Annotated in this window: 13 protein-coding genes; 5 read left to right on the top strand and 8 right to left on the bottom strand. The window is 61.2% G+C overall.

What is annotated here, in order from left to right; translation table 11 throughout:
• Nucleotides 1-279: 279 nt before the first annotated feature.
• The 4 genes from rfbA to rfbC are packed head-to-tail and all read right to left on the bottom strand — an operon-like array spanning nucleotide 280 to nucleotide 3,714.
• Entirely contained in the window at nucleotides 280-1,146 is an 867-nt protein-coding gene (rfbA, locus tag K6118_RS11785) for a glucose-1-phosphate thymidylyltransferase RfbA (RefSeq protein ID WP_247120555.1), read from the bottom strand.
• Nucleotides 1,147-1,171: 25 nt separating this feature from the next.
• Complete coding sequence (gene rfbD, locus K6118_RS11780) at nucleotides 1,172-2,080, bottom strand: dTDP-4-dehydrorhamnose reductase (RefSeq protein WP_247120554.1); 909 nt, start codon at nucleotides 2,078-2,080, stop codon at nucleotides 1,172-1,174.
• A gap of 4 nt (nucleotides 2,081-2,084) precedes the next feature.
• Nucleotides 2,085-3,131 carry a dTDP-glucose 4,6-dehydratase gene (gene rfbB / locus K6118_RS11775; RefSeq protein WP_247120553.1) on the bottom strand — a complete coding sequence of 349 codons (1,047 nt, stop codon included), beginning with the start codon at nucleotides 3,129-3,131 and terminating at the stop codon, nucleotides 2,085-2,087.
• Nucleotides 3,132-3,144: 13 nt separating this feature from the next.
• Nucleotides 3,145-3,714: a dTDP-4-dehydrorhamnose 3,5-epimerase gene (rfbC, locus tag K6118_RS11770; protein WP_247120552.1), complete on the bottom strand. Its 570-nt coding sequence runs from the start codon at nucleotides 3,712-3,714 to the stop codon at nucleotides 3,145-3,147.
• Nucleotides 3,715-3,891: 177 nt separating this feature from the next.
• Here rfbC and K6118_RS11765 point away from each other — a divergent pair, with 177 nt between their 5' ends.
• Together K6118_RS11765 and K6118_RS11760 are read left to right on the top strand one after the other, a co-directional pair.
• Nucleotides 3,892-4,872 carry a glycosyltransferase family protein gene (locus K6118_RS11765; protein ID WP_247120551.1) on the top strand — a complete coding sequence of 327 codons (981 nt, stop codon included), beginning with the start codon at nucleotides 3,892-3,894 and terminating at the stop codon, nucleotides 4,870-4,872.
• Nucleotides 4,869-6,653 carry a glycosyltransferase family 2 protein gene (locus K6118_RS11760; RefSeq protein WP_247120550.1) on the top strand — a complete coding sequence of 595 codons (1,785 nt, stop codon included), beginning with the start codon at nucleotides 4,869-4,871 and terminating at the stop codon, nucleotides 6,651-6,653. Before K6118_RS11765 ends, K6118_RS11760 begins: the two co-directional genes overlap by 4 nt.
• A 3-nt stretch (nucleotides 6,654-6,656) precedes the next feature.
• Here K6118_RS11760 and K6118_RS11755 read toward each other — a convergent pair whose 3' ends face one another.
• From K6118_RS11755 to K6118_RS11745, 3 genes are all read right to left on the bottom strand, one after another.
• Nucleotides 6,657-9,575: a glycosyltransferase gene (locus K6118_RS11755; RefSeq protein ID WP_247120549.1), complete on the bottom strand. Its 2,919-nt coding sequence runs from the start codon at nucleotides 9,573-9,575 to the stop codon at nucleotides 6,657-6,659.
• Between the two features lie 257 nt (nucleotides 9,576-9,832).
• Nucleotides 9,833-10,849, bottom strand: coding sequence for a hypothetical protein (locus K6118_RS11750; protein WP_247120548.1), 1,017 nt, complete (start codon nucleotides 10,847-10,849; stop codon nucleotides 9,833-9,835).
• 12 nt (nucleotides 10,850-10,861) lie between these two features.
• A complete protein-coding gene (locus K6118_RS11745) occupies nucleotides 10,862-12,292 on the bottom strand; it encodes a mannose-1-phosphate guanylyltransferase/mannose-6-phosphate isomerase (RefSeq protein WP_247120547.1) in 1,431 nt (476 codons plus the stop codon).
• A gap of 244 nt (nucleotides 12,293-12,536) precedes the next feature.
• Between K6118_RS11745 and K6118_RS17570 the strand changes: the two genes are divergently transcribed.
• From K6118_RS17570 to galE, 3 genes are read left to right on the top strand one after another with little or no spacing between them, the layout of a single operon-like run.
• Nucleotides 12,537-15,848 (top strand): glycosyltransferase, encoded by a 3,312-nt coding sequence (locus tag K6118_RS17570; RefSeq protein WP_247120546.1) that lies wholly within the window; start codon nucleotides 12,537-12,539, stop codon nucleotides 15,846-15,848.
• Nucleotides 15,849-15,856: 8 nt separating this feature from the next.
• Nucleotides 15,857-17,470, top strand: coding sequence for a hypothetical protein (locus K6118_RS11735; protein ID WP_247120545.1), 1,614 nt, complete (start codon nucleotides 15,857-15,859; stop codon nucleotides 17,468-17,470).
• 15 nt (nucleotides 17,471-17,485) lie between these two features.
• A complete protein-coding gene (galE, locus tag K6118_RS11730) occupies nucleotides 17,486-18,469 on the top strand; it encodes a UDP-glucose 4-epimerase GalE (RefSeq protein ID WP_247120544.1) in 984 nt (327 codons plus the stop codon).
• 75 nt (nucleotides 18,470-18,544) lie between these two features.
• Here galE and galU read toward each other — a convergent pair whose 3' ends face one another.
• On the bottom strand, nucleotides 18,545-19,414 hold the full coding sequence (gene galU, locus K6118_RS11725) for a UTP--glucose-1-phosphate uridylyltransferase GalU (protein ID WP_247120543.1): 870 nt from the start codon (nucleotides 19,412-19,414) through the stop codon (nucleotides 18,545-18,547).
• Nucleotides 19,415-19,416 lie beyond the last annotated feature (2 nt).

Genomic DNA, 19,416 nt, shown 5'->3' with positions numbered 1-19,416 from the left:
GGACATCACCTACTAAGCCTAACCGCTTACCAAAAAGTTCGATCCGGGGAGGAGCAATAGCTCCTCCCCTTTTCGTTTGATGACACTGCTATAAGAAGCCTGCCCTAGTCGTGCGCGGGAGTCTGCGCCCGGCCTGATATCGTGAACAGCGTGATGCGGGACAGCGATCCGGACCGTGCAGCTTTGCTGCGCGGGTACGGCGGCAAAAGAAAACCCTGCTCCTCTTAGTGAGGGCAGGGTTTTCTTTTGATCTGAATGGACGGCCAGTCTATCGGGCGGTCAATATTCCTGCAGCAGCGACTTCAGGTAGGTGCCATAGCTGTTCTTGTAGGAGCTGGCCAGCTTGGCGAGGTCGTCACCGGTGATGAATTTCTTGCGCCAGGCCACTTCTTCCGGGCAGGCGATCTTGAGGCCCTGGCGGGCTTCGATCGTCTGGACGAAGTTGCTGGCTGCCAGCATGGCGTCCACCGTGCCGGTATCAAGCCACGCTGTCCCCCGGTGCAGTTTCACCACATTGAGGGTGCCCTGCTTGAGGTAGGCGTCGTTGATACTGGTGATCTCCAGCTCGCCGCGGGCCGAGGGTTTAACCTCGCGGGCGATGTCCACCACCTGGTTGTCATAGAAATAAAGCCCGGTCACCGCGAGGTTGCTTTTGGGCTGCTTGGGCTTTTCTTCGATCGACAGCGCGCGGCCGCTCTCGTCCATCTCAACGACGCCGAAGGCTGACGGGTTCCCGACCGGGTAGGCGAAGACATAGGCGCCTTTTTCCACTTTGCCCGCGCGTTGCAGGTGCTCGGTGAGTCCGGCGGCATAGAAGACATTGTCGCCGAGCGCGAGCGCACAGCTGTTATCGCCAATAAAATCGGGGTCGAGGAGGAAGGCCTGTGCCAGGCCCTTGGGTTCGGGCTGGGCGACATAATGAAGCTCAATGCCCCATTGGCTGCCGTCGCCGAGGAGGTCCCTGTATAGCGGCAGGTGCTCGGGCGTGGAGATTATCATGATCTCACGAATATCCGCCAGCATCAGCGTGGTCAGCGGATAATAGATCATCGGCTTGTCATAGACCGGCAACAGCTGCTTCGAAAGCGACTTGGTAATCGGATAAAGCCGGGTGCCGAGCCCGCCCGCCAGAATGATGCCTTTCATATGCCCGTTTCCCCCTTTTCGGTTTCTATTGTGCTGGGCTGAAGCTGCCGTCCGCGAACAGGCGGTCGACGCAACGTTTGAGGCTATCCTGCCACTTGGGCAGCTGGATGCCAAAAGTCTTTTCAAGCTTGCCGCAATCAAGGCGGCTGTTGGCCGGGCGCTTGGCCGGGGTCGGGTATTCCGCCGTGGTCAGGGCAGCAACCGTGGGCACGGGATGGCCGTGCTTTGCACCTTCGGCGAAGGTCGCCAACGCGAAATCGTACCAGGTGGTGTCACCCGTGCCCGCCAGGTGATAGACACCGGCGTAAGACGGCTGCCAGCCCTCGGCGAAGATATGCCTGACAACACCGATGAGCGCCTCGGCGATATCCGGCGCGTAGGTCGGGTTGCCTGCCTGGTCGGCGACAACACCGAGTTCATCGCGCTTTTCCGCCAGCATCAGCATGGTCTTGACGAAATTCTTGCCAGTCGCGCTATAGACCCAGGCGGTGCGGAAGATCATCGCATCCGGGTTTGAGGCCATGACCGCCTGTTCGCCTGCGAGCTTGGACCGGCCATAAGCGCCTGTCGGCCCCGTGGCGTCGGTCTCCAGATAGGGGGTGTCTTTCGTGCCGTCGAATACATAGTCGGTAGAGATATGCAGGAATGGCACGTCCACCGCGTGCGCTGCCGCGGCTAGGTTTGCGGCCCCCTGGGCATTGACGGCCAGCGCCGTGACCTCGTCGCTTTCGGCTTGATCGACCGCCGTATAGGCCGCGGCATTGATGACGGCATCAGGCGCGAAGGCCTGAACGGCCGCTTTCACGCCGTCCGCGTCGGTGAGGTCGAAATCCGGGCGGCCGAAGCATTGCACAGCCATATTATGCTTGCCGTCCAGTTCCTGGAGGGCGAGGGCGACCTGACCCGATTTTCCGGCGACAAAGATACGTTTCATGGCTTTATTTCTTCAAGAGCCCACGGCGTTCGGCGGCAACGTCCCTCAAGGGGCCCCACCACCATTCGTTTTCCAGGTACCATTCGACCGTCTTGCGGATGCCGGTTTCGAAATTCTCTTCGGCGCGCCAGCCCAGCTCGGTCTCAAGCTTGGTGGCGTCGATGGCGTAGCGGGCATCATGGCCCGGGCGGTCGGTGACGAAGCTGATCAGTTCGCGCCGGGGCCGGTTGCCGGGGCGCAGCTCATCCAGGATATCGCATATGGTTTCCACCACCGTCAGGTTGCTGCGCTCGTTGCGGCCGCCGACGTTATATTTTTCACCCAGCCGCCCCTTGGTCAGGATGGTGAAGAGCGCCTTGGCGTGGTCTTCAACGAAGAGCCAGTCCCGCACGTTCGAGCCGTCGCCGTAAACCGGCAGCGTCTGGCCGTCGAGCGCGTTAAGCGTCACGAGCGGGATCAGCTTCTCCGGGAAGTGATAGGGCCCGTAATTGTTCGAACAGTTGGAGATGACAACCGGCAGGCCATAGGTTTCATGCCAGGCATTGGCCAGATGGTCGGCCGATGCCTTGGAAGCCGAGTAGGGCGAGCTGGGGTCATAGGGTGTGGTTTCTTCAAACAGGCCGTCCGCGCCCAGCGAACCATAAACTTCGTCGGTAGAGACATGCAGGAAGCGGAAGGCGGCCTTGCGGTCATCCGGCAGCGCGTTCCAATAATCCCGCGCGGCTTCGAGGAGCACGAAGGTGCCGACGATATTGGTCTGGATGAAATCCGCCGCCCCGGTGATCGAGCGGTCGACATGGCTTTCCGCCGCCAGGTGCATCACCGCATCCGGCTGATGGTCGCGGAAGATGCGGTCCAGCGCCGGACGGTCGCAGATGTCGGCCTGTTCGAACGTATAAAGCGGGCTGTCCTCAATTTCCTTCAGGCTGGCGAGGTTGCCGGCGTAGGTGAGCTTGTCGAGGTTGATAACCGTGTGCCCGAGGTCCCGGACCAGATGGCGGCAGACTGCCGAGCCGATAAAACCAGCGCCCCCGGTGACGATAATCTTCATGGGTTTCAAATCCTTAACAGTTTTCGCCATAGACGAACGGGCTGTCGAAATCCGCCCAAGCAGGCAAGGCCTTGTCCTTGGCTGACAGGGTCGCGGTTTCGGCAGTGAACGGCCAGTCGATGCCGATATCCGGGTCATCGAAGGCGAGGCCCGCGTCATGCTCGGGCGAATAATAGTTGGTCACTTTATAGAAAAAGGCGGTATCGGGCACAAGCGTACAGAAGGCATGGGCGAAGCCCGCGGGCACCCACAGCTGCTTCCAGTTCTCGGCCGTCAGCTCAACCGCCACATGCTGGCCGTAGGTGGGGGAGCCCTTGCGGATATCGACTGCGGCGTCCAGAACCGCGCCGGAGATCACCCGGACGAGCTTGCCCTGTGCGAACGGCGGCTTCTGGTAATGCAGGCCGCGCACAACACCGGGATCGCGGGACAGGGAATGGTTGTCCTGCACGAACGTCTGGCCGGGAATGGCGGCGTCAAAGGTCTTCTGGTTGAAGGTTTCGGAGAAAAAGCCCCGGTCATCGCCAAAGCGTTTTGGCGTCAGGATAAAGACGCCGGGGATGGCTGTTTCTTCGACTTCCATAAATACTCGCCCATTATTAGAAATTGCTTTGGCTTGTATAGAGCAGATTACCCGGTTTAAAAAGGCGGAAGTAAGGGGCTGGACCGTCCGGCTTCGAAATTACAGGGGATGCCTGCCCATGAGGGCCGCAAAGGCGCGGCGATACATGGAGGGAAGGCGTCACCGGACTGTAGCTGGATGCCCTATAAAGCATTGCCAACAACCGATCTCTATTTCCTCGGCAGCATGGGCGACCTGGTCTCCGGCGTGGTGCGGCGCGCCCAGGTCACGCGCATCGGCGACAATAGCTTCCGTGTCGGCAGCCGCTATCTGGTGGTCAGGCGCGACCGGGATGAAGTGGTGGACAGGATCCTGTCCGACCAGGCGGCTGAAATCATCTATCTGATCGATGACGACCTGAGCGCGGCGGATGACCCAAGCCTGCCTGAAGGCTACCGTGAACGGCTGGCCGCCCTGAAGGCAGGGCAATACCGCAAGCTTCTGGACCGCGCGGCGCTTGTGGTCGCAAGCAGCGATAAGGTAGCGGCGGGGCTGAGCACGAAAGCCGACATCCGCACGCTGCATCCCTACTGGGCTGGCACCCTGCGCACGGGCAAGCACCTTACTGCCAAGGCTGGCCCGCTCGACCTTGTGCATCTGGGCACAGGCAGCCACGGGGCGGGCTTCGACTTCCTGAAACCGGTGATCGAAAGCCTGCTTGCAGGCGGCGCCGATATCCGCTTCCATTATTACGGTAATGAGCCGCGCCTGGGGGCGTTGGACGATGATCCGCGTATCGTCCGTCATGGGCTCAAGAGCTGGCGGCGTTACAAGGCAGCCCTTGGCCGCAGGCACTTTCACCTCGGGCTTTATCCGCTGCCGGACACGCCCTTTAACGCCGGGCGCTCCATCAACAAGATTTTGGAGTATACTCTGGCCGGTTGTCCCGCTATTTACAGTGCCGACTGGGGACGCGCCCGGGACCTTGTGCACGGGGAGAATGCGTTCCTCGCCGAAGATACGGTCGAAGCCTGGGGGCAGGCCGTTCGGGATATAGTGGCGGAACGCGACCGGCTGCCTGCCGTCTATGAGGGCGCGGCCGCGCACTACCGCCGTTTCAATGACCGGGACGCCCAGCGCCTTTTCTGGCTGGAAACCCTGGTCGGGGGAAACCTGTGAGATTGTTTTTTCTGTTCATCCGGGCCGTTGTCCGCCACCCGCTCAGAAGCCTGAGCGCGCTTTTCTGGTGGCTGCTCGGCAAGAAGCTCAGGGCCAGGAACCGGTTCGGTATCCTGGTTGACGATGAACAGCGCCGCTATGAAAAATGGCTGGCCGCCAAAGCCGGGCTGGACGATGACGCACGGCGTACGGTTGCCGAACGCGTGGCGCACCTGTCCGGGAACACGAATATCCTGATCCTGTGCCGCTTGTCGGCTGAAAATAAGCCAGCGCAGGTCGCGGCAACGGTCGCGAGCCTCAAGGCACAGCTTTATCCCAACTGGACCCTGCTTTTCGTCGGTGACGGTGCGGAAACATATCTGGACGCTGATGAGCACCGCCTGCACGCCGCGCCCGGCGGTGCCAAGGGGCAGGAAGCCTGCCTGAAGGCTATGAGGAAGGCGGCCTACGTCGGCTGGATGCGGCCGGGGGACAGCCTGGACGAGGAAGCCCTGTGTGCCTTCATGGCGACGCTGGGAGACGACCGCCCGGCGCTTATCTATTCGGATGAGGACCAGATCAACGCCCGCGGGGTGCGGCGCTTCGCCCATTTCAAACCCGGCTGGAACTTCGAGCTGTTGCTGGCGTGCGATTATGTCGGCGGGCTCAGCCTCATGCGGGCCGACCTGCTGAAAGGCGAAGCTGTCAGCGATGATGTCGCTTCCTGGCAGGGGCGTTACCATGCGCTCATCCAGGTGGGCGCTCCGCTCAAGAGCGAGCAGGTCCGCCATGTCTCAGACGTTCTGTACCAGCGCTATGTCCCGCGCTTCCTGCGGGCGGATGCCGTGCGGCCATCCAGTTCCGGCGTGGCCCATGAGGCGGTCCTGCAGGCTTATTGCCAACGGGAGGGGCTTCAGGCGGATATCGAGCGCGATACGTTCGGCCATGTGCGCCTGCGCCGGGATGTGGCGGAGCCCAAACCGCTTGTGTCCCTGATCGTCCCGACCCGGGATATGCTCCGGCTCACGCGGAAATGCGTGCGCAGCATTCTTGAGAAAACCACCTATGAGAATTTCGAGCTGCTGATTGTCGATAACGACAGCGAAAAAACTGCGACGCTGGCGTTTTTCGACAAGGTCGTGCGCCAACCCAAGGTGCGGGTGATTAAATACCCCGGCGTCTTCAACTATTCCGCCATCAATAATTTCGCGGTCGGCCACGCGCGCGGCGACTATATCGGCCTGATCAATAACGATACCGAGGTCATCACCCCCGAATGGCTGGATGAGCTGATGGCGCAGGCTGTCCGCCCGGAAGCGGGCGCCGTTGGGGCCAAGCTGCTTTATGCCGATGGCCGCATCCAGCACGCCGGGGTCTATACCGGCATGGGGCGGCTGGCGGGCCATGGCCACCGCTTCCTGAAGAACGACGCGCCGGGTTATTTCTACCGTGCGCACCTCAGCCAATTTGTCAGTGCCGTCACCGGCGCCTGCCTGATCGTCGAGAAGGAAAAATTCCAGGCGGTCGGCGGTCTGGATGCGGACGAACTGTGCGTCGCCTTCAACGATGTCGACCTGTGCCTGAAGCTGCAGGATGCGGGCTACCACAATATCTATGTGCCGCACGCGGTTCTGTATCACTATGAAAGCAAGTCGCGCGGCAAGGACCTGAAGGGCGAAAAGCGGGCGCGTTACCTGCGTGAAGCCGCGGTCCTGCAACAGCGCTGGGGTACCCACCTGGCGCCCGACCGCTATTTCAACCGCAACCTGTCCACCCAGCGGGAAGACTTCACGCTATCCTGAGGCTCAGCCCTTGATGAGGCTGCGCCAGGCGTCCCGGAACAAGGCTTCGTCATAGGCCTGCGCGGCCTTGAAGGCCTGAAGCGCCATGTCCTTCTTCTGGGCCACGGGCAGCTTGCTATAGGCGATGATCTCATCCTCGGCGGCGTTCCGGCTGCGGAAGGTGGCCCCGACGCCCGCCTTCATGACAAGCTCCGCAGCACCGCCGCCATCAAACACCAAAGGCACACAGCCGTAGGACATGGCTTCGACGATCGAAATGCCGAAATGCTCCATATAGTGGGGCTGCAGCGCCGGGCTCATGCCGAAGCCGGTGGCGTGCATATAGATGTCCGCGGTTGTAAGGTTATCGGCCACGCGAGCGGCTGAGACGTTGCATTCCACCGTGACGCCAAGGGGTGCACTGTTCCTCAGCCTGCCGAAATAGGCCATGTCGGCCTCATCGGTCGACAGGCTGCCGGAAATGATGCCCTTGATCTGACGGTTACCCCGGCCAAGCGCCACCAGTGTGTCCAGCACCACATCCTGCCGTTTCATATGCTCCCGCGTGATATAGCGGCCGAGGGTGGCCACCGTCAGCGGGTGGTCTTCGTCCTCAAAACGGGCAAGCGCCAGCTTTTCGTCCTTGTTGACCTTCACCGGCGGGTGGATGACATGGACGGGCATGTCCGGCAGGCGGCGGTCCTGCAGCGCCTTTTTGACGTGGGATGCGGTGAAGTCCGAGTTCACCACGATCGATTCATAGCCGTCGAGCGCGTTGTCCTGCCGGCCCTGAACCCGGTGCAGCGGGAAGGGGAACTGGCAGTGGTATATATTGCGCCGGCCCATCGCCGGCACGGTCGGCAGGATTTCATTGCCCATGGCGATGAAAAGGTCCGGGGTTTCGCGTGGATCGACCTCGCACATGGTGGTGAGGGCAAAGCTGCCTTCAAGCCCCAGGTCCTGCATGACGAAGGCCAGCCGGGTACGGCTGGTGGGCCAGGGTGTGGCGACCGTAACGTCATAGTCTGCGCTCAGCGATGACGCGATACTGAGAAGGTAGCGCTCACCCCCGCCGACGGACAGCCGGAACGGCGTATAGACCAGGGCTTTCGGTTTTTTGCCGCCTGCGTGCGCCTTGAAGCGGCTGAGGTTCGCGCCCGCGCGCGGAATATCATCCGAGGGACGGCGCAGCCAGCGGTCGGCATAGCGGCGGCGGTTGGTGTTGATTTGAGCGACAAATTTGTCGGCGAGCAGTTCGCTCGTTGAGGTGTTTTCAATATGCACCGCGAACGACCGGTGTGACACCAGCACTTTGTGGCCGTGGGCGCGCAGGCGGCGGCACAGGTCGGTATCCTCGAAGAACAGCGGTTCGAAGACAAAATCGAACCCGCCGATGGCTTCGATCTGCTCGGCGCGGACCATGGCGATCGCGGCCGAGATATAATCCACCTCGGTCACATGGGTCTCAGGCGGGCGGCGCAGGATGAACTCGTCCGCCGGCAGGTGTTTGGACCGCTGGATGGTGTTGCCGCAATCAGGCGCGATGCCGCCCTCTTCCTGGATCTTGCCGTCCGGGAACAGGAAGGTCGGGCCGACGAGCGCGCAGTCCGGCGTGCTGTCCAGGATGGAGACCATATCGTCGATGGTGGTCGCGCCCAGGTAGGCGTCATTATTCAGGAACAGCAGATATTTGCCGCGCGCGGCGTCGATCAGCAGGTTGTTGCCTTCACCGAAATAGAGGTTGGTTTCGGATTTGAAGACGCGGACCTCGGTGAAGGGGCTGAGGTAGCGTTCGATCTGGTGCAGGTCCCAGTTGCCGGAGCCATTGTCCATCACCAGGATTTCCGCCTGATGGCCGCCCAGGTTCATGAGCGCGCAATAAGCGCTCAGGATCGTGTGTTCCGGGTTCTTGTAATTGAGGCTGAGGATGCTGACCTCGGGCGTCCCGTCCGTCTGTTCCGGGCGCTTGCATTTGCCAAGCCTGATCTTGGTGACAAGCGTCATGAAATGGTTGGCGGTGAAGGGTTGGCCGCCGCCGATTACGCTGTCGTTCCAGGCGTGTCCCAGCGCCTCGAAATTCACCTTGCGGTGGGGCGAGACGGTCAGGAAGCGCTCATCCATCGCACAGAAGGCCTCGAACGGGTTGGCGTAGGACGTCTCCGGCAGGTTGGCGATGTGATTATAGTAAGGCGCATCGAAGAAGGGCGAGGCCGCGGGCGCGTCCGACCAATGCTCGATGAAATGCTCAAGCGGCGTCAGGCCGTTAAAGTCATTATGGTCCAGCGTGTCGTGCTTTTCCAGAAGGTCCATATAGAAGGCACTGTCGAAAAGCGGGTGCGGGTCATAGCCCTTGCGCCAGCCTTCCAGGACATAGTCGACAAGCTCGTTCTCCCACGTGAGGACAGACGCATGTTGCCGGTAGAAGATCGGGCGGAAGCAGCATTTGGGCAAAAGGCCGACAAGGGTTGCTTCCGGGTCGAAAAGGCGGCTGTAGGCCTCCCGGCTCGGGATATCGGGGATGGCCTCGGTCCAGTCAGCCGGGATGATCGGGTTGAAGCGCGGCGTGTTGCCGTCCCCAACTGAGCGGATGAAATGGGCGTAAAGGTCCGGAATTCTATCGGCGTCTTCCGTCAGGAAATAGGCATAGACGAAGGGCAGGAACAGCGGTGTCGGTTTGCGGCGCTCCAGGCAGCCCTTGCGGATATAATGAACGAACGGCGGCAGGCCGGTTCGCTCGGCGGCAATGCCTGCGGCAGCCTGATACATATCGCTTCGGAACCAGGGGCCGGGGTCATGGCCCTCCCAGATGCCGACCTCCAGAAACCGGGTTTCCAGGGCTTCGGTGTTGAGGCCGTCGAGCTCATGGGCCGCGCCGTACCAGGCCGGGTCGAAATAGGCGAGCGCGCGCTCTCTTTCTTCTTCCGTCAGGTGCTCTGTGGCCATGATCCTCTAGTCCCCCGCTTTTGGTCGTCAGTCTACTGCTGCTCAGGTGTATCGCTAACCGTTTGTAAGATTGCGATAATTTTAACAATAAGTCCAAGCTTTCCGCCCCGGAATGCCACCCTAAAATAAAGATGGCCCATGACGGAAGGCTTACCCGAGCTGTGTGCAGTATTTATTGCGCTTTTCTGATGGCGGCAACCTGTGCTTCAGATTTTTCAATTCCTGCCTGCATTTCCCGTGGGAGGTTGGTCTGAAGGTCACACCGGGGCAGCCGGGGCAGGGGGCGTCATGACCGCATCGAACAGGTGGGCCGCCAGCCTTTTGTCGACCTGGGACAGTTTCATGAAGAAGTCCAGGACTTCCGGGGTCGTCGGCCGCCGGAACGCATGGCCGCTGGCCTCGAATTCGTCGTCAAAGGGGGTATCGTCGTTGCCGAAGGTTTTGAAAGCCTCCCGGTTGCTGTCAGCATACCGGGCCAGTAGCGCGCGTTTTTCCTCAAGCGTGAAGACATCGAGCCTGGGCTCGGACGACAGGTGCTTCTGGATATAGGCGAGCAACTGGTCGCTGATCGCCTGCGGCAGGTCATAGCCGTTGAAATAATGCCGGAACATGAGCTTTTCCCCGTCGAGCGTCGGGTTCGCATGAACGCTGTTATAGCCGTCCGTGATGTTTGCGGGCAGGCCGAGGATATCCAGGAAACTGGGCAGCAGCACCGAACGGCATTTGTCGTAGGAGCGCAGGTGAAGCTTGCTGACGCCGGGCATCCCCGCCCACACCTGGCAATAATGCAGGATATCCATATTGATGCGGACATCATCCTTGATGAAATCCGCCGGTGGAATGCTGAGCTTGAGGTCGTCGCTTTTGGCCCACTGCTTGAACACGGATTCGGCCAAACGGTCCTGCCGCCTGGCATAGAGGATAATCTCGATATCATCCGCGAGCGCCTGCACCTCGGCCCAGAAAGCGGGCCAGCGGTCAGCCTGTTCATAGATGTTGGGGAACAGCTCGGAGCTGATAACCAGCGTCTGGCAACCGCTTTCCTCGATCTCCGCCCGCAGGTCCTTGAAGGCGGGCGCATAGTCTTCCTCCCGCCAGAACGGCAGGGTCAGGCTGTGGTGCGAAAAATCGTTCCAGGCCACCGAGGCCGGGTAAAGAACGCCTTGCTCCTTCAGCCGCTCCCGCGCGTGATAAAGCGCATACTGGATCGCGCTCGTGCCCGTCTTATGCAGGCCGATGTGGAGAAAGAGTTTTTGAACCGGTGTCTGAGCCATGGATGCGCGCCGTTATGCCCCGGTTGTCTTGCGTTTGAAATCATCCTCAAAGCGGACGATGTCGTCCTCGCCGAAATAGCTGCCGGTCTGGACCTCGATGAGGTGCAGTTCCGTCTCGCCTTCGTTGGCGAGCCGGTGGCGTGTCTCCACCGGCAGGTAGACGGACTCATTGGCCTTGAGGGTCAGGATATCGTCATTGCGGGTGACCGTGGCAACGCCTTCGACCACCACCCAATGTTCCGCGCGCTTATGGTGCGACTGCAGCGACAGGCGCTTGCCGGGGTAAACCACCAGCTCCTTCACCTGATAGCGGTGGTTGATGGCGAGCGAGCTATAATAACCCCACGGCCGGTAAACCGTGGTGTGCAGCTTGGCTTCGTCACGCCCCTCCGCCTTCAGGGCCTCGACAATATCCTTGACCTTCTGGTCCTTGTCCTTGGGCACGATAAGCACGGCATCATCGGTGGCAACGATGACCAGGTTGTCGAGGTCGGTGCCGGCGATCAGCTTGTCGTCGGCATGGATGTAGCAGTCCCTGGAATTGAGGAGGAGGACATCGCCTTCGGTGACGTTGCCGCCGGCGTCCTTTTCGCCCTGGTCATGCAGTGCGGAAAAACTGCCGAGGTCGGACCAGCCGATCGAACAGGGCACCACGGCGGCGCGTTCCGTGCGTTCCATGATGGCATAATCGAGCGAATCGGACGGCACGGCCGCGAAGGCGTCTTCGGGCAGGCGGTGGAACTCAAGGTCAGGCGTGATGCCGTCATACGCCTTCCGGCACGCGGCCAGCATGTCAGGCACATGAAGCGCGGCTTCTTCAAGAAGCTGGGACGCCTTGAAGAGAAACATGCCGCTGTTCCAGAGATACTGGCCCGAGGCGAGATAAGCCTGCGCGGTCGCGAGGTCCGGCTTCTCCTGGAAGCTGTCGATCTTGTGGACGCCTTTTGCGGCAACCTCCCCCGGTTTGATATAGCCATAGCCCGTTTCCGGGGCGGTGGGGGAAATGCCGAAACAGGTCAGGTAGCCCTCATCGGTGCCATTCGCCGCCATTTCGGTGGCGGTATGGAAGGCGGGCAGGTCGGCAATCAGATGATCCGCGGCGAGCAGCAGGATTTTGGCGTCAGGGCTTTGTGCCACAGCTTCGAGGGCGGCGATGATCGCCACCGGTGCCGTGTTGCGGCCGACCGGCTCCAGAAATATTTTCTGGGCGGCCAAACCAGCATCGTTCATCTGCTTCTGGATCAGGAAACGGTGGTCCTGGTTGGCGATGACCATGGGATCTTTGAAGCCGTACCGGGGCGCAGTCCGTTCGAGCGCCTGAATAAGAAGGCTTTTATCGCCGGTCAGGCTGAGGAACTGTTTGGGCATGCCGGACCGGGACAGCGGCCAAAGCCGGGTTCCGCTACCGCCGCACATGATGACCGGGAAAATGTCGTTAAACATGGTGTAGAAATAGTCCCTATGAAAATGAATAAGAGCCTTCCGGGGCAGTATCCAATGTTCCGCCGGTTTTGTTAAGGTTAATCAACAGCTTTCGTGCGCATGGCCGCAAAAGCCCCTGTGCGCGGGCCGCAAAAATTATGTACATTTAGGCGCCAGATGGTAAACCCCCTGAAGGGAAGGCGCCTGAAAGGGCGGGCCTGCCGGCGGGGCGAAGGGGTTTTTCGTGCGATTGGGAGTGTAACTTGTGGAACCAGCAATGATTTCCTGTGGCTCAACAGTTCTGCTCGTGGCTGACCGCGCGGATGTGGAAGACTATTACGCCAAGGACGAGACTGGCATCCAGATTGATCTGGTTCCAGAAGGGGTTGCGGACCGGCTGATCGGTATCAACCTCTTGGCGGATGGGGATTTTTCGAGCGATGAAAACCCGTGGCAGGTGACAGCTGGTGAGGCTCAGGGCGGAGTTGACCTCGCGCCGGACTGGACGCTGGCTGGTGCCCACACCGCCTACAGCCGCCTCGCCCCCGGTGTTGCATCTGCAACAGTTACCTATCACCACCCTGAGTATGGACCCTCGGTCCCGGTTCTCGGCGGCCATGACTATATGCTGTCGGCCTATGTGGCCGCGCACCGCTCCTCGGCCCACCTGCAGGTGACTTATTTCGGCGCCGACGGGACTGAGGTCGGGGCCTTCAGTGAAAAGATCGAGGACATCCTGTCCGGCGGCACGAAGCTCGCAACCTATAGCTTCGCCTTCATGAATACCACCGCGCCCGCGGCCGCCCGCACCGCCCGCGTTTCCTTCCTGATGGAAGCGGATGACCCGGCCGCGGACACGGACTGCTACCTTTTCTACACCTATGCCTCCCTCTTCATGTCGAGCGGTAAACCCGCCCGCGGCTGGCACGATACGGTGCCGGGCATCCTGGACATCATCAAGGCGCTGGGCAATGCCGGCACGGTGCTCCTGAGCCTTGAAAGCGCACCGTTTCAGGACGAGAGCGTCAAGCAGCTGGATATCTACAAGGCCGGAACCCGCATCGCTGAAGGTGTCCGGGTGGAGCGCCTGCCGCTCACCTGTCCCTGGATGATCATCCGGGGTCGGCGGTTCAGCGCAGGAGTCGAGCATGAAGCGGGGGAAAACCTCGTCACGATGCTGGACGATGCCGGAAAACCCAGTGCGCTGGGCGTTCAGGTCATGATCGACGGCACGCTCGATACCATCGGCTTCGCCCACAAGACCCAGAGCCCGGAACGCCGGGAAGTATATCTGCGGCTGAGCGCCAGGGCCTTCGACGGCCACGCGCATCATATCCAGCTCCGCACATTCGAGGGTCAGGTCCTTAAGGACGATGTGGTTATTCTGTCCCAGCGCAGTATCGATTTCGAAGTGATCCGCGAACATACCCGGCCGCCGTTCCGGTCGGACCTCAGCCCGATGGCGGGCACGCGCTACCGCTCCCTGCAGGCGCAGATGGCGCACGCGGATACGCTGGGCGCGCAGGCGATCGCGGAGATCGGCCAGTGTGTCGATATCGTCACGACGGGGTTTGAGAAAAACAAAATCTTCGTGCCGCTTGCCTTCCCGGTTCCCGAGGCGCCGACCGTGTCGGTGGTGGTGCCGGTCCATAACAAGTTCGCGGTCACCTACCACTGCCTGGCAGCCCTCCGCTTCGCCTATAATGAGGCCAGTGTGGAAATCATCGTCGTCGATGACGGTTCCAGCGACCGCACGACCGAGCTGGCCGGGCTTGTGAGCGGCATCAAGATCATCCGGCATGAAAAAGCCCAGGGCTTCGTCGGCGCCTGTAACGCCGGGGCGGCGGCCGCGCGCGGGGACTATATCGTCCTCCTCAATAATGATACCGAAGTCACCTACCGCTGGCTGGACGAACTTCTGTTCAGCTTCCGCAATTTCAAAAATGTCGGGCTTGTCGGCTCGAAGCTGATTTACCCGACCGGCAGCCTGCAGGAAGCGGGCGGCATCATCTGGGGCGATGGCTCCGGCTGGAACTACGGCCGCCACTGCAACGCCGATGAGCCGCAATATAACTATACCCGGCCTGTGCATTATTGCTCCGGCGCCGCCATCATGGTGGCAAAGCCGGTGTGGCAGGAAGTCGGCGGCTTTTCCGAGGACTTCGCGCCCGCCTATTATGAGGACACCGACCTCGCCTTCAAAATACGCGATAAGGGCTATAAGACGCTCTATGCGCCGCTCTCGGTCGTGGTCCACCATGAAGGTATCTCGAACGGCACCGAAGTCGCCTCAACCGGTTTGAAGCGCTTTCAGGAGATCAACCAGCCCAAGTTCCTGAAGAAATGGGCGAAAGCGCTGAAGGACGCGCCTGAAGCCGGGCCAGCCGCGCATCTTTACAAGGATGAAGGCGTCACCAAGCGGGCGCTGTTCATGGATTACCAGATGCCGCGCACCGACTATGACGCTGGCTCTTACGCGGCGATCCAGGAAATGCGGCTGATGCAGTCGCTCGGTTACAAGGTGACCTTCCTGCCCGGTAACCTGGCGTGGCTCGGCAAATATGCCGAGCAGCTCCAGCGTATCGGGGTCGAGGTCATCTATGCCCCCTTCTATGTGGCGGTCGATGAATTCCTGCAGGAACGCGGGGCCGAGTTCGATGTGGTCTATATCACCCGCTATTATGTGGCGCAGGACCACCTGGACATGGTGCGCGAATATGCCCCGCAGGCAAAAGTGCTGTTCATGAACGCCGACCTGCATTTCCTGCGTGAAGCCCGCGCCGCCATCCAGTCCGGTGACCCGGAAGCGCTCGAGGAAGCCCGCAAGACGCGGGAGGAAGAGCTGGCGGTGATGCGGCAGGTCGATATGAACCTCAGCTATAATGAGGTCGAGCACGCCGTGATCCTCAGCCACAATATGGAACAGTCCCGCGTGATGAAGGCGCCGTGGGTGGTCGATGTCGCGGACGATATCCCGCCGTTTGATGCCCGCGAAGGCATCGCCTTCCTCGGGGGCTACGGCCATCCGCCGAACGTGGAGGCCATGCGCTACTTCGTGCGGGAGGTGATGCCCGCGCTCAGAAAGGCGCTACCCGGCGTGCCGCTTTATGTGTACGGCAGCAACATGAATGATGAGGTCGCTTCGCTCGCCGCGGATGATGTCATCATCGTCGGCCATATCGAGGATGTCGCGGATGTCTATAACCGGCACCGGGTCTTCATCGCCCCGCTTCTGAGCGGCGCAGGCATCAAGGGCAAGGTGCTGGCGGCGATGGCCTACGGTATCCCGACCGTCCTGTCGTCGATTGCGGCGGAAGGCACCGGCGCGCGGCACGATTATGACTGTCATATCGCCGATACGGTTGAGGATTGGGTGGCGTCGCTTTCCACGCTTTATGGCGACGCAGAAGCCTGGACGTTGATTTCCGAACGTTCCCGCGCGTTCGTGGCGCAAAGCTTCTCCTTTGCCCGCGCGCGCAAGGACCTCCTTAATGCGGTCAAGGCCGTGGGCAGCCCCTATGAGGCCGAAGAAAGCGGACTTTATATCCAGTCGGCAACCATGAACCTGGAACCCTGAGGGTAGGGATGGCGGATAGGCGCACAATCCTTCTGTTGGCCGGGCTGCCGGGGCAGGATTTTTCTGCCATCGCCGAAGCCTGCGCCGCAGAAGGCGCCGCGTTCGTCGCCTTGTCCCGTGAAGCCGTGGACCAGGAAGACAAAAGCTTTCAGGCCCGGCTGAGCCGTATCAACCGGCGCATCCTCGACCTTTCGGGCTACGGCTGGGCCGATGTGCGGATGCTGCGGCAGGATGCTTCTTTCCAAAACATCGACAGCCGTTTCGCCCAATGGGCCAGCATGCGGATGCAGGACCTTATCGCCAAGGCATGGGAAGCGGCGCCTGCGGATAGTGGCAAGCCGCTGGTGATCGCGGGCGATACGTTGGCGCCGACCATCGGTATCTGGGCGCAGGCGTTCACTGCCTTGGATGTGGATGTCCGCCCGGTGCTGCTGGCGCTGACGGCGGATGAGGCCATGGCCCGGTTCACCGAGGCCTTCCCCGGCAAGATCGGCATCCCCGGCGGGCCGCAGCTTTGGCTTAAGCATACGCTATTGGCGCTGAGCCAGATGGCAGAACAGGACGCTGGTCAGCTGACCCACTGGACGGACGATCAAGCCAGCCGTGACGGCATGGCGGGTCTTCTGAAAGGGGAGACACCTGTGGCGTTCAAGGCGCCTGACCGTAGCGGTTTGGCCCGGAACCCCGACGCGTTCGACCTTGTTTCCGCAACCGAGGAGTTGCTCGCCCAATGGCCGGGTGTAGCTGGGGCTGAGCGGAAAGCCCGCTCCGGGGCGCTGCTGGATAGCCTGCGCACGATGGCAGCGCTTTATGGCGACATGGCAGATATCCCTGAAAAGCTGGCAGCGTTCCGCGTGCCGCTTACCCCGGCGCCGACGGTGAAGGGCCGGGCGGTCATCCTGCATTATCATTCCTTCAAGAATGCAGGCACGTCGGTCGATGCCATGCTGAAGGATAATTTCGGCCAGCTGTGCGATAGCCGTGAATTTGAGCGCGAAGAAGACATGCGGCCGCTCGCGCGGGACTGGATCTTGTCAAAGCCGCAGAAGCGGGCTTTTTCCTCCCATACGCTTGAGGGGCCGGTGCCCGATATCCCCGGTGTGGATATCCTGCCGGTGATCTTCCTGCGCCACCCGATAGACCGGGCGCGGTCGGCCTATCTGTTCGAACGGCGGCAGGCGGCGGACACCAAAGGCGCGGAACTGGCGAAGACCCATGATTTCGCAAGCTACATCGACATCAAGATGCAGGAGGAATACGGCTGGGCGGTCGTCAATTTCAACTGTGTCCGCCTGTCGATGTTCTCGGGGGCGCCGGGGGAAGAACCCAGCCTGGAAAGGGCGATGGAAACGCTGGATAGGCTGCCCTTCGTCGGGCTGGTGGAGCAGTTTGAGGCTTCCATCCGGCGGCTTGAAACTTTGATGCGCGCCTATTATCCCGATGTGGTGTTGGGGAGTGTCCTCAAGAATGCCACCCGCGCGCCGGAGCTTTCGCTTGAGGACCGGCTTCAGGAAATCCGGGCCGAGCTCGGCGACGCGCGCTATGACCGCCTTGAAGCGGCGAACAAGAATGATCTGGCCCTCTTTGAGCGGGTCAATGCTTTTTACAGTCAGAATACGTAAAGTAAGGAACAGGGTATGACGGTTTTGGTGACAGGCGGCGCAGGCTATATCGGCAGCCATATGGTGCTTGAGCTTCTGGGCGCGGGCGAGAAGGTTGTCGTGCTGGACAACCTCACCACAGGCTTCCGGGACGCGGTCGCCGGGGCCGCCGAGTTCATCAAGGGCGATGTCGGCGATGAAGCGACGCTCGACAAGCTTTTCACGGACCGTGAAATCGACGCCGTCATCCATTTCGCGGGCTCGATCATCGTGCCGGAATCGGTTTCCGACCCGCTCAAATATTACCGCAACAACACGGCCAACAGCCGCACGCTGATCGAGGCCTGTGTCCGCCACGGCGTGAAGCGCTTCATCTTTTCCTCCACCGCCGCGGTTTACGGCGACCCGGAGTATGTGCCGATCGGGGAGGATGCACCGCTCGCGCCTTTGTCGCCTTACGGCACCTCCAAATGGATGACGGAGATGATGCTGCGCGATGTCGCTGCGGCGCATGATTTCTCCTACGTCGCACTGCGCTACTTCAACGTCGCGGGCGCCGACCCCGAAGGCCGCACCGGCCAGTCGACGGCGAACGCCACCCACCTCATCAAGGTGGCCTCGCAGGCCGCGCTCGGCCTCCGCGACGCCCTCAGCGTCTTCGGCACCGACTATGACACGCCGGACGGGACCGGCCTCCGGGACTATATCCATGTCACCGACCTCGCGAAGGCGCACCGGCTGGCGCTCGGCTGGCTCAGGGATGGTGGCGAAAGCCAGGTGATGAACTGCGGCTACGGCCACGGCTTCTCGGTCTTCGAGGTGATCGAGGCGGTCAAGCGCGTCTCCGGCGTCGATTTCGAGGTGAAGATCGAAGGCCGCCGCGCGGGTGACAGCCCCAAGGTGGTCGCCAAGGCCGACAAGGTGAAAAGCCTGCTCGGCTGGACGCCGGATTATGACGACCTGGATACCATCGTCACCCATGCCTATGCCTGGGAAAAGCGGCTGTCACAGAAAGCCTGACGCGGTCTGTCGCACGGAAAAGCAGAAGGGGCACCTGAAAGGGCGCCCCTTTTTGTTTGTCCGGTTTTGGAAGGCTTACTTGAAGGTCACCAGCGTCTTCAGCTGCGCGGCCATCGACGGGTCTTCGGCGGCCAGCGACAGGTTGGCCATCAGCCAGCCGATCTTGCTGCCGCAGTCGAAACGGCGGCCTTCGAACTCCAGCGCGTGGAAGGGCTGGCTGTCGATCAGACGCGCCATGGCGTCGGTCAGCTGGATCTCGCCACCTGCGCCCACCTGGCGTTCTTCCAGATGCTGCATGACTTCCGGCTGCAGGATATAGCGGCCGACAATCGCCTGGTTGGACGGGGCATCGGCCGGGTGCGGTTTCTCGACCAGGCCCTTGACCTCGATCTTGTTGCCTTCCTGCACGCCCGGGGTGATGACGCCGTATTTGGACGTCTCTTCCTGGGCGACCTTCATGGTGGCGACGATATTGCCGCCATATTCATTGTAGGCTTCCACCATCTGCTTCAGGCAGCCGGGCTTGCCCTTGATCAGGTCATCCGGCAGCGCCACGGCGAACGGGTGGCCGTTGGTCAGCTTGCGCGCGCACCAGATGGCGTGGCCGAGGCCCAGGGGACGCATCTGGCGGACGTAGGAAATACGGCCTTCTTCAAGGAGCATGGAGCGTGAAATCTCCAGCGCTTCATCCTTGCCCTTTTCCTGCAGGATTTTTTCAAGCTCGTAGGCGTGGTCGAAATGGTCTTCCATCACCTGCTTGTTGCGGCCCGTGACCAGGATGATGTCCTCGATCCCGGCTTCCAGGGCCTCTTCCACCGCATACTGGATCAGCGGACGGTCGAGGACCGGCAGCATCTCCTTCGGGATGGCCTTGGTGGCGGGCAGGAACCGGGTGCCGAGACCGGCAACCGGCAGGACGATCTTCTTGATCGGACGGTGCTGCATTG

It is taken from the genome of Kordiimonas marina (assembly GCF_023006325.1).
Taxonomy (GTDB): Bacteria; Pseudomonadota; Alphaproteobacteria; order Sphingomonadales; family Kordiimonadaceae; genus Kordiimonas; species Kordiimonas marina.
The sequence above is the reverse complement of the archived record's forward strand: the minus strand, read 5'-3'. Positions and strand labels throughout refer to the sequence as shown.

Excerpts from the sequence above, each read along its gene's own strand:
- K6118_RS11765 (WP_247120551.1), top strand. The coding sequence starts at position 3,892 with ATGCCCTATAAAGCATTGCCAACAACCGATCTCTATTTCCTCGGCAGC.
- rfbA (WP_247120555.1), bottom strand. The coding sequence starts at position 1,146 with ATGAAAGGCATCATTCTGGCGGGCGGGCTCGGCACCCGGCTTTATCCG.
- K6118_RS11755 (WP_247120549.1), bottom strand. The coding sequence starts at position 9,575 with ATGGCCACAGAGCACCTGACGGAAGAAGAAAGAGAGCGCGCGCTCGCC.
- rfbB (WP_247120553.1), bottom strand. The coding sequence starts at position 3,131 with ATGAAGATTATCGTCACCGGGGGCGCTGGTTTTATCGGCTCGGCAGTC.
- rfbD (WP_247120554.1), bottom strand. The coding sequence starts at position 2,080 with ATGAAACGTATCTTTGTCGCCGGAAAATCGGGTCAGGTCGCCCTCGCC.
- K6118_RS11750 (WP_247120548.1), bottom strand. The coding sequence starts at position 10,849 with ATGGCTCAGACACCGGTTCAAAAACTCTTTCTCCACATCGGCCTGCAT.
- galE (WP_247120544.1), top strand. The coding sequence starts at position 17,486 with ATGACGGTTTTGGTGACAGGCGGCGCAGGCTATATCGGCAGCCATATG.
- K6118_RS11735 (WP_247120545.1), top strand. The coding sequence starts at position 15,857 with ATGGCGGATAGGCGCACAATCCTTCTGTTGGCCGGGCTGCCGGGGCAG.
- galU (WP_247120543.1), bottom strand. The coding sequence starts at position 19,414 with ATGCAGCACCGTCCGATCAAGAAGATCGTCCTGCCGGTTGCCGGTCTC.
- rfbC (WP_247120552.1), bottom strand. The coding sequence starts at position 3,714 with ATGGAAGTCGAAGAAACAGCCATCCCCGGCGTCTTTATCCTGACGCCA.
- K6118_RS11745 (WP_247120547.1), bottom strand. The coding sequence starts at position 12,292 with ATGTTTAACGACATTTTCCCGGTCATCATGTGCGGCGGTAGCGGAACC.